The sequence below is a fragment of the Acinetobacter sp. YH12218 genome (genome assembly GCF_013417925.1).
Classification (GTDB): Bacteria; Pseudomonadota; Gammaproteobacteria; order Pseudomonadales; family Moraxellaceae; genus Acinetobacter; species Acinetobacter amyesii.
Genome location: NZ_VPDB01000086.1, coordinates 1 through 10,320, shown reverse-complemented (window position 1 = coordinate 10,320; position 10,320 = coordinate 1). Strand labels below are relative to the sequence as shown.

The following is a 10,320-nucleotide window of genomic DNA, read 5'->3' as shown; positions in this document are numbered from 1 at the left end:
GTTCCACTTTAGATATTTGTTTAAGATGAGATGTAACTCATTGAAATGTGTCATCATATTCGTCGTCAGAAAACAAGTATTATGCCATTATTTCAATGAGTTATCTTTTTTTGTCGTGTACAAAGATGACATTTATAAAAGCTTAGTTCTTGGGATTTTGCCCTCAAATCTTCTGCAAGTTGTTGAGTCACGATTTGTTCAATATGCTGAGCATTTAATTTTGGCTTGATATATGCAGCTTCAGTAATCTGCCCAATAGTTTTACGTTGTATTAATTCGAGATCTAAATAATTTTGAATAATTTCATCTTTTTCAGAATATTCACGACAAATTGAAATCACAATACGACCGGTTTGGATTGATTCGGATAACATCGTTGCACTATCTTCAGTAACAAAAATATATTCACTTCGCTTTAACACATCGCAAATAGAAGTTTTAGAATAAGTATTCACAAGCTCAATATTTTTATCTTTTAACATTTGAATCACATGTTCTGATAACGCAGGTGTTCTACGAGAACATACGACTGACGCCTGAATTTGATGGTGATCTGCGAATTGAACAAATTGCTGAATCATCTCTTCAAAGTCTTGATGGGTAAAAGGGTACTCTTTTGTCGGTCCACCAATTAACAGGCATGCTTCATGATTCGACGGAATATGCGCTAAGCGAGTAATTTTAGAAGGTACAGCACCTGTAGGAATAATGATTTGTCTACCAGAATGATCTTCTGGAATCGTCGTAATAGTCCAATCAATAAGTCGCCAATTAAATTTACGTGTACCGCCTGCATAAATAAGTGGGATATTGAAACGTTGAGATAAATAAGCGGCATAAATTAAATTAGGCATACCTGAGCAGACGATAACGTCGGTATGCTCTAAATTTCTTGGCAAGAATTTAAAGTATAAGCGCCCGAGTGTGCGAAATAAATTCGGGAAATGAGACAGTTTCTTAAAAACGCTCACTGTACGCTTAGGTAAAGTAGGAATTGCAAACTGCTCAGATTGTAGATAAAAGCGCTTCTCAATCATTTCACTAACAGCGAGAGCAGGATTTAAATGTCCAATTCGGTTGTCATGAATAATTAATACTTTGCTTCTATTGTGTGTAGATGTGCTGCTCATTTTTGAAGTTCAAATAATCAACGTTTATATTGTTATAACTTATTATAGTGTCGAAATATGAAAATAATCTTAAATAATTGTTAGGTTTATAAAAAAATGTAAAGGCCTACGTAGATTGTAGGCCATTTTTGAAGCTTTTTATCAACGTCCGTTACGACCGCGGCCACGAGGGGCTTTAGTATTCGGACGAGTTGTACCATTGGTACGGCGTTTTGGTTTTTCGCTCTCATCCATTTGCCAGATACGTTTTGTACCAGACTTTTTCACTGAGCCATCTTTATTCTTACGAACCATTGGCTTACCACCTGTACCGCCTGGTTTTTTCACATAAGAGCGCGAACGGTAAGGTTCTTCTGCAGGTACGTTTTGAAAGTCAGGGTACAGTAAAGGCTCAATTTCTTTGGTTTCACCTGGTTCTAAAGCCAATTGAACTAAATCGATTGCACCAATACGTGTACGAATTAAACGTAAAGTCGGGAAACCCACTGCTGAAGTCATACGACGAACTTGGCGGTTACGGCCTTCACAAATTTGGATTTCAACCCAAGAGGTTGGAATGTTTGCACGGAAACGTACAGGAGGATCACGTTCCCATAACCATTCAGGTTGTTGAACTTTGATGGCCTTGGCTGGCAAAGTCATACCGTCTTTCAGCTCAACGCCTTTACGCAATTGTTCAAGCGCATCTTCTGTGATGTCACCATCGACTTGCACTAAGTAGGTTTTGAACTTTTTATTTTCAGGGTTGGTAATGTACTGATTTAAACCACCATGATCAGTTAAAAATACCAAACCTTCAGAGTCCATATCTAAACGACCTGCAATACGTAGACTAGGATCATCCACGAAGTCAGATATGGTCATATGCGCTTCGTCTTTACGGAATTGGGAGAGCACGTCATATGGCTTGTTTAAGATGACGATTTTCATAGGAAATAACTTCTATTAAATACAATAATTCAAATTGGTTAAGATTTATTCAATAGGGAAATGCAGCTATTTCCCATCTAAATCTCAAAAAAGGTAGATTTGCTTTAGAGTATTATGCGTGAAGCGCAATTAAAAGTCTTATCAAACAGCAATTATTTTTTCACTCGCTTCTCAGGGAGGATCATAAAAATGGGTTATCAGAAGATCGTCGTTCCAGTGGATGGGACAAAAATTACAGTAAATTCAGACTTATCATTCAATGTTCCCAATAATCCAATTATTCCGTTTATTGAAGGCGATGGTATAGGTGTTGATATCACGCCCGTGATGAAAACCGTGGTGAATGCCGCAGTACAAAAAGCTTATGGTGGAAAACGTGCCATAGAATGGATGGAAGTCTATTGTGGTGAAAAAGCCAATAAAATTTATGGCACCTATATGCCCGAAGAAACCTTTGAGGCTTTACGCGAATTTGTGGTTTCAATTAAAGGGCCGTTAACGACGCCTGTCGGTGGTGGCATTCGTTCGCTAAATGTTGCACTACGTCAAGAATTAGATCTCTACGTCTGTGTGCGCCCAGTACGTTGGTTTAAGGGCGTTCCTTCACCTGTTCAGCATCCTGAACGTACAGACATGGTGATCTTCCGAGAGAACTCAGAAGATATTTACGCAGGGATCGAATGGAAAGCAGATTCGCCTGAAGCCAAGAAAATGATCAAATTTCTTAAAGAGGAAATGGGCGTCACTAAGATTCGCTTTGAGGAAAATTGCGGTATCGGGATTAAGCCTGTATCTAAAGAAGGTTCTCAGCGTTTGGTACGTAAAGCTATTCAATTCGCCATTGATAATGATAAGCCGAATGTCACTTTGGTGCACAAAGGTAATATCATGAAATATACCGAAGGGGCGTTTAAAGAGTGGGGTTATGAAGTCGCACTTGAGCGCTTTGGTGGTGAATTGCTAGATGGTGGTCCTTGGGTCAAAATAAAAAATCCAAAAACGGGCAAAGAAATCGTGATTAAAGATGCGATCGCGGACGCTTTTTTACAGCAGATTCTTATGCGTCCGACCGATTATTCAGTCATTGCTACCCTAAATTTAAACGGTGACTATATTTCAGATGCTTTGGCGGCTGAAGTTGGCGGCATTGGTATTGCACCGGGTGCCAATATTGGTGGCGCGGTACAAGTTTATGAAGCGACACATGGCACTGCACCTAAATATGCGGGTCAAGACAAAGTAAACCCTGGGTCTATTATTCTGTCTGCAGAAATGATGCTGCGAAATATGGGCTGGACTGAAGCGGCAGATCTAATTATTAAAGGGATCGCAGGTGCCATTGAAGCCAAAACGGTGACCTATGATTTTGAACGACTCATGCAAGGTGCAAAACTATTACGTTGTTCGGAGTTTGGACAAGCCATCATTGAGCATATGGACTAAGTTTATTTGCTAATCTAGGTGTAAAAAAGCTAGATGTATAAAAAGGACTGAATGATTCAGTCCTTTTTTAGGACTAAACTTTAATAACATAGAATCATAGCTTCTCAATACCATTAAAAAACGAGATAAAAAGATGACTTTACGCAGTCATTCAGATGGTCTGGCATGCTTGTCATGTTACTAAAAGTTTAAAACCACACTATTCGAGTGAACTTAAGTAATGCAGAAAATAGAGGGGGGATTGATTTCAAATTAATTATTCTCCAGAAATTTTACAATGACGTAATTCGAAACATTTATCGGCTTTGATCCTTGAAAATTAGCGGTACATTGGTTGTTGTCCTTTAGTAGAAGTACACCTAGTGGAAATACATTGCGATACTTGTTATGAAAAGGAGAAATGAAATGTCTCGTAAACAGCATCAACAAAACCAACAATCTGATCAACAACAGCAGCAAAATGATCAGCAACAGCAACAGCAACAGCAACAGCAACAGCAACAGCAACAGCAACAGCAACAGCAGCAACAAGACCAACAAAAGAAACAGAAACAACAGCCGCATCAACGAAATCAGCGTCAACAACATCATTAATATACTAAAGACTTTGTAAGTCAAAGTTCATTTGGTCTAACGATTTTTTAATTGAACGAAATTTAAGTTTTATACGTAGACGAGAAAGAGATGAATTTGTCTAAGAAAACCAAATCACTTAAAAAGGAAATTAAAGCGAGGTTGAACAAAATTTCAAAGCATAATTCTGCTCTGAAAAAATTAAAGAAAAAGCTGAAAAAAGCTTAGTCCGTCCACTATCTATCAAAAAAGAAAAGACCTATTCATGTAGGTCTTTTCTTTATGTGGGGGATTGAGTTGAATGTCTTGTAACATGTCTATATGAGATTTTTGCTCAATTTTGCTGTGCGAGTGAACCAAAAGAGCTGTAGTGTTCCAATGCAGAGTACACAGGTTGCCAAAATAAATTGTTGTGAATAATCAATACCAATTCTCTGTAAGAAGCTAAAGCTTAAACCACCGATCAATTGAATAGATGCAAAGCACAGGGTTGCTATACTCCAGAGCTTTTTATAGGCGCTACCATAGATTTGCAAAATGGTATACGAGGTGAGAAAAACCACTGCCGGATTGAGCAAGCCTGTAGCAAAAGAAGATAAAAAAGTAAACAGTGGATGGATATTAATAATTGCTATAAAAATCGCGAAGACATAGCTGCTATATAAAATTTTAAGAGCGCTAATATTCCCCAGTTTTTGTGCCAAGCAGTAAGCAGCAAAGGCTCCTAAAGCACTTCCTAGACCATATAAAATCCAATTGAAATTGATCCCGATCGGGCTCAGGTGTAGGGTGTGAGTTAAATAGTCAATCCAAAATAATGAATGGGGCACGTAAGCAAATGCACTGGTGCTATACACAATTAAGAGACAATAGAAAATTCCATCGACTTTATGTTCTACTGCAGGAATCGCGGTGAGTGTTGTGAGCTGTAATTTAAAACTCTTCAAAAGCACGCTGAGTAACATACAAATCAGGCTTGAAAAAGAAAACAAAATCAACCAAGCCCACATTGTCGAAATATCTTGGATGTAAGGCAAAAATAGCGTTGCCATTAACACCCCTAAGCCAATACCACTGAAACCAATAAAGTTGATTTTAAAGCGGTCTTGAAGCTGTGAACATTGGGCCACGACACTTGGGGAGAGGATCATTAGTAAGCCGCCGCTGATCCCTGAAATAACGCGCCAAGTGCTATACCAAAGTTCTGAAAAACCTGAAAATGCACAACTGAGCAAACTGAGTGTCCCTGCAATAGCTGCGAGTTGGATATAATTCACCATGCTTTTATTTTGGGGTAATTTCATGGCCCAAAATGCACCGATCAAGTAGCCGAGCAAATTGGCACTGCCTAAGATGCTGGCAAAACTTGGGCTCCAACCAAATGCTTCACGGGTTGAAGGGAGGAGTGCGGTATAGGAAAAACGTAATATCCCGATGCCTAGGCACATGCTTAGACAGAGAAATAGGCTCAGTTTAATTTTGTTAGAGAACATCCTGTACTCATGTATTTTTATGATTGGTTAAAAAATAACATGAATAGGCTATAGAAAAATCAACAGATCTTAAAGTTTTGACTAAGGTCTAAGCTCAAAATAAATTATTAAAAACTTAACTATTCAAAAAGATAGCTGTGGTGTGAGTACAGTAAGAAGTCAAATTTAAAGATACAGTAATAAAAAACCGTACACGTCGTACGGTTTTTTATTTTTAAAGCACTTATGAATTAACGCATTTTCGCCAAGAAACGACCTAAACGAGTGAGTGCTTCACGTAGTTCATTTTCAGCAGGCAAGAACACCACACGGAAATGATCAGGTGTCGGCCAGTTAAAACCTGTACCTTGAACCAAAAGCACTTTTTCAGCACGGAGGAAATCTAACATGAATTTCTCATCGTCTTGGATTGGGTAAATTTCAGGATCCAATTTAGGGAAGCAGTACATTGCACCCTCTGGTTTCACACAAGATACACCTGGAATATCATTCAACATTTCCCAAGCAATGTTACGTTGTTCATATAAACGGCCGCCCGGACGGATGAGATCATTAATTGATTGATAACCGCCTAAAGCTGTTTGAATCGCATATTGCGCTTGGTGGTTGGCACACAGACGCATCGACGCCAACATGTCTAAACCTTCAATGTAGTCGAGCGCACGTGATTTATCGCCTGTAATTGCCATCCAGCCCGAACGGTAACCTGCAATTCGGTATGCTTTCGATAAGCCATTGAAAGAAATACACAACTGATCACCTGCCAATGACGCAACAGAAACATGTTCAATACCGTCATAAACGATCTTGTCGTAAATTTCATCAGCAAACAAAATTAAGTCGTATTTCTTCGCAAGAGCCACAATTTGCTCAAGCACATGACGTGGGTAAACCGCACCTGTTGGGTTGTTCGGATTAATCACCACGATACCGCGAGTATTCGGGGTGATTTTACTTTCCATGTCGGCAATATCTGGATACCAGAAATTTTCTTCATCACATTTATAGTGAATAGCAGTACCGCCAGAAAGGTTAACTGCCGCTGTCCAAAGCGGATAATCCGGCATAGGCACTAGCATTTCGTCGCCATCATCAAGCAAGCCTTGCATTGCCATCACAATCAGTTCAGATACGCCATTTCCGACATACACGTCATTCACGTGCATGTTTAAGATGCCTTTTTGTTGATAATACTGACAAATCGCTTTACGCGCAGGGAAGATGCCTTTTGAGTCGGTATAACCGATTGCATTTGGCAAGTTGAGTGCCACGTCGTTAATAATTTCTTGAGGTGCTTCAAAACCAAAAGGAGCAGGGTTACCAATATTTAATTTAATAATTTTATGGCCAGCCTCTTCCATCTCATTGGCCGCTCGTAACACAGGTCCGCGAATGTCGTAGCAAACATGCTCGAGCTTAGACGATTTCTTAATTTCGCGGGGGGTGTTAAACGTATTCGGCATTTTTATATTCTCGGAAAGAGTGGAGGTCACTTTTGCATAACGGTATAAATAGCTTTTAAATGTCTCGGTCGTTACTAAATCGAGATGATGTTCGTCTCTGAGTAAAGCAACTATTTTTTCATGCGTAAACCCTGCCTGTTGATATTGTTTGATCACGGGCAGCAGATTTTTAAAAATTACGCTCTTTTTCTGCGACATTTTTTAATCCTGAGCAAGAGTAGGGCTAAGATTATCACTAAAGTTGCTCACAAAAAAGCATTTAATTTGGTATTTTGCTTACCATGATTTTATATTTGCTTACCTTTTGCTTTTTTGGTCATTATATAGATTTTGTAAATTGTTGAATAAAGACTAGAAATTTAAGAATGAATGACGTAAATATAGGATTATCCTATTTTAAATACCACGATATAAAGGGACGTCATCATGGGAAAACTCAATAAAACAGAAAGAGAATGGCAAAGAGAATTGTCACCAGAAGAGTTTCGCATAACGCGTCAGAAAGGCACGGAGCAAGCTTTCACTGGAAAATATTGGAATACGAAACAAGCTGGCACGTATGTATGTCGTTGTTGCGGGGAACCGCTTTTTTCTTCTGAAACAAAATACGATAGCGGTTGTGGTTGGCCGAGCTTTTATAAGCCAATTGAACCTGCTGCGGTGGAAGAAAATGTAGATACGACACACGGTATGGTCAGAACAGAAATTGTTTGTCATCATTGTGACGCTCACTTAGGGCATGTTTTTGCTGATGGCCCACAGCCGACTGGATTACGTTATTGTATTAATTCGGCATCCTTAGAATTAGAAACAAAAGAAAAAAATGATGAGGAAACTTATCCATGACCACCATTCACCAGTTTGAAGCAGAATTACTGGACGGAAGTAATAAATCCTTTGCAGATTATGAAGGCAAGGTTTTATTAATTGTAAATACAGCCAGCAAATGTGGGTTTACTCCGCAATTTGCAGGTTTGGAGAAAATTTACGAACAATATAAAGATCAAGGTTTGGAAGTTTTAGGCTTTCCATGCAACCAATTTGGCGGACAAGATCCGGGTTCGAATGATCAAATTGGCGCGTTTTGTCAAAAAAACTATGGCGTATCTTTCCCGATGTTTGCCAAAGTGAATGTAAAAGGCCCTGAAGCGCATGTGATTTTCCGTTACTTAACCAATAACTCGAAAGGCGTATTGGGAAATGGCATTAAGTGGAATTTTACGAAGTTTTTAATTGGGAAAAATGGTCAGGTCTTGAACCGCTATGCACCCACGACCAAGCCTGAAACATTGAATGAAGACATTGAAAAAGCTTTGGCTCAGTCAAAATAAAGTGAATTATTGGCGGAACTGAGGTTGATATAAAGGCGCGAAAGCGTCTTTATTTTTTTTGGATGTTTTATACTGACGGCTCTTTATTTGAAGGTCATAACATTGTTTAAGCAGATGGTTAAACGTCGAATTTGTGTTTTAACGGTTTTTTTACCCGTTTGTTTGAGTACAGCGTGGGCAGATAGCAATTTGAACGCTTCTGAATCTGCAAAAACGTCTGTTGATGCCAGCAATCTAGACCGCACGACAGATGCTCGGGTCAACACATTATTGAAATTATTAAAAACACCTGTTGAAGAATATCAACCTACACGTGTTGCTGATGTAATTGATCCACATGTAAAACCGAAAATCTATGAAGTCTCTTGGGTAAATGCACCGCAATATGTGCTGTCTACGTCTGAGAAGAAAGCGTATAAGCATCCTGTCAAACTACAGCTCACCGTGATTGCTGCAACAGGCTACATTGGTAGTTCAAAACTCATCGCAAGTTCAGGCTCTAAAAGCTTTGATCAAAAAGTACAAAAATCCCTATTGGTTGCGCGACTTGAACCTATTCCGATGGTTGATAAAAATCTCAGTTATACCGTTGAGCATGAATTTGCTATTGATCCACCTCAATAAGCCTATAGCAGAAGGCACATGTTAATTATCGTTCTAAGCTCCCCGAATGATCTGTAATTTTCGGGTTTCCATCTGATAGATGAAGTTTGGAGATTAGTTTCATGAGTGGCAATTAAATTACTTAATCCTTGTGTATTTGATGAATGAAATCGCTCTTCGGCAATCAGGTGAGTGTAATTCGTTAAGTTGAGCTTAATAAAAAATTACAATTAAAAAATAAAAAGTAATAAATAAAAAGCATCGTAAAAGATGAAATGAAAGAATAAATGCTAATCATTATCATTTATTATGTGGGCGTATTTTCTAGGATCATTCTCCCAATGTTAAAAATGAAGCAGCTCTGTGTGATGATGGCGTGTGCTACACAAGGGTTCACATATGTTTATGCGAATGAAATCGCTGAAAAGGAACATCCCGCTGCCAATATCGATACTACTGAAGTTCAAACGCTAGAAGCCATTAATGTGGTCGTCAGTGCGGATGCTTCTGCAAATGGTTTAATGAAGCCTTATGCAGGGGGGCAAGTCGCCACAGGTGGTAAAGTGGGTATTTTTGGTAATCAGAAAAATTTAGAAACACCATTTAATATCACCAGTTATACCCAGCAATATATTCAAGACCGCCAAGCGAAAAGCGTCGGGGATGTGCTACAAGCAGATGCGGGTGTGCGTACGGCCAAAGGTTATGGGAACTTTCAAGAAGCCTATTTTATTCGTGGTTTTACATTGGCATCTGATGATACTGCATATAACGGCCTGTATGGCATATTGCCACGCCAATATATTCCAACAGAACTGTTTGAGCGGGTAGAAGTCTTTAAAGGCGCTTCGGCATTTTTAAATGGTGCAATCCCAGGTGGAACAGGAATTGGTGGTTCAATTAACTTACTTCCGAAACGTGCCAGTAATGATCCATTAACACGTGTGACGGTGGGTACAAACTTCAATGGTGCCTATGTGGCATCGGATGTATCATGTCGCTTTGGGACAGATGATCAATTTGGAGTGCGGGTCAATACCGCTTACCATGATGGAGGAACCGAGATTGACCAAGAAAAGAAAACGCTTGGATTGGCTTTGATTGCTGCGGATTACAAAGGAGATCGTCTCCGCCTATCTGGTGATTTGGGATATAACAATAACCGCCTTTCAGAAAATCGACCAAGTTTACGTTTAACCAATGCGGTTACACAGCTTCCGAGTGCTGCTTGTATCTTGATTGATATAGTGATTAGCTACCACTATACGCAAATTGTAGAGTTTGGAGTGCTGCTAAAATCTTAAATTTGAACCTGAGATAAAACCTACAATTTGCCCTTATCCCTCATACAACT

Annotated in this window: 9 protein-coding genes and 1 pseudogene; 6 read left to right on the top strand and 4 right to left on the bottom strand. The window is 39.2% G+C overall.

The window, feature by feature from the left end; all coding sequences use genetic code 11:
• Positions 1 to 92: 92 nt before the first annotated feature.
• Together FTV03_RS15785 and FTV03_RS15780 are read right to left on the bottom strand one after the other, a co-directional pair.
• Positions 93 to 1,130 carry an ELM1/GtrOC1 family putative glycosyltransferase gene (locus tag FTV03_RS15785; RefSeq protein ID WP_180042119.1) on the bottom strand — a complete coding sequence of 346 codons (1,038 nt, stop codon included), beginning with the start codon at positions 1,128 to 1,130 and terminating at the stop codon, positions 93 to 95.
• A gap of 141 nt (positions 1,131 to 1,271) precedes the next feature.
• Positions 1,272 to 2,060: an rRNA large subunit pseudouridine synthase E gene (locus FTV03_RS15780; RefSeq protein ID WP_180042117.1), complete on the bottom strand. Its 789-nt coding sequence runs from the start codon at positions 2,058 to 2,060 to the stop codon at positions 1,272 to 1,274.
• 189 nt (positions 2,061 to 2,249) lie between these two features.
• On the opposite strand from FTV03_RS15780, the gene icd reads away from it, so the two are divergent.
• Both icd and FTV03_RS15770 read left to right on the top strand, forming a co-directional pair.
• Positions 2,250 to 3,503, top strand: a complete 1,254-nt coding sequence (gene icd, locus FTV03_RS15775) for an NADP-dependent isocitrate dehydrogenase (protein ID WP_180004095.1) — start codon at positions 2,250 to 2,252, stop codon at positions 3,501 to 3,503.
• 405 nt (positions 3,504 to 3,908) lie between these two features.
• The gene (locus FTV03_RS15770; protein WP_180042115.1) at positions 3,909 to 4,097 is read left to right on the top strand and encodes a hypothetical protein; all 189 of its coding nucleotides are present in this window, start codon (positions 3,909 to 3,911) and stop codon (positions 4,095 to 4,097) included.
• 296 nt (positions 4,098 to 4,393) lie between these two features.
• On the opposite strand, the gene FTV03_RS15765 is transcribed toward FTV03_RS15770, so the two are convergent.
• Both FTV03_RS15765 and FTV03_RS15760 read right to left on the bottom strand, forming a co-directional pair.
• Positions 4,394 to 5,569, bottom strand: coding sequence for a YbfB/YjiJ family MFS transporter (locus FTV03_RS15765; protein WP_180042113.1), 1,176 nt, complete (start codon positions 5,567 to 5,569; stop codon positions 4,394 to 4,396).
• Between the two features lie 230 nt (positions 5,570 to 5,799).
• Positions 5,800 to 7,230 (bottom strand): pyridoxal phosphate-dependent aminotransferase, encoded by a 1,431-nt coding sequence (locus FTV03_RS15760; RefSeq protein WP_078189059.1) that lies wholly within the window; start codon positions 7,228 to 7,230, stop codon positions 5,800 to 5,802.
• A 228-nt stretch (positions 7,231 to 7,458) separates the two neighbouring features.
• Here FTV03_RS15760 and msrB point away from each other — a divergent pair, with 228 nt between their 5' ends.
• From msrB to FTV03_RS15740, 4 genes and pseudogenes are all read left to right on the top strand, one after another.
• A complete protein-coding gene (gene msrB, locus FTV03_RS15755; RefSeq protein WP_078189058.1) occupies positions 7,459 to 7,878 on the top strand; it encodes a peptide-methionine (R)-S-oxide reductase MsrB in 420 nt (139 codons plus the stop codon).
• Positions 7,875 to 8,363 carry a glutathione peroxidase gene (locus FTV03_RS15750; protein WP_078189057.1) on the top strand — a complete coding sequence of 163 codons (489 nt, stop codon included), beginning with the start codon at positions 7,875 to 7,877 and terminating at the stop codon, positions 8,361 to 8,363. The genes msrB and FTV03_RS15750 overlap by 4 nt, the downstream gene beginning before the upstream one ends.
• A 102-nt stretch (positions 8,364 to 8,465) precedes the next feature.
• A complete protein-coding gene (locus FTV03_RS15745; protein WP_180042111.1) occupies positions 8,466 to 8,987 on the top strand; it encodes an energy transducer TonB in 522 nt (173 codons plus the stop codon).
• A gap of 320 nt (positions 8,988 to 9,307) precedes the next feature.
• A pseudogene (locus FTV03_RS15740) lies at positions 9,308 to 10,192 on the top strand (TonB-dependent receptor plug domain-containing protein); the annotation flags it as partial.
• Positions 10,193 to 10,320: the final 128 nt, after the last annotated feature.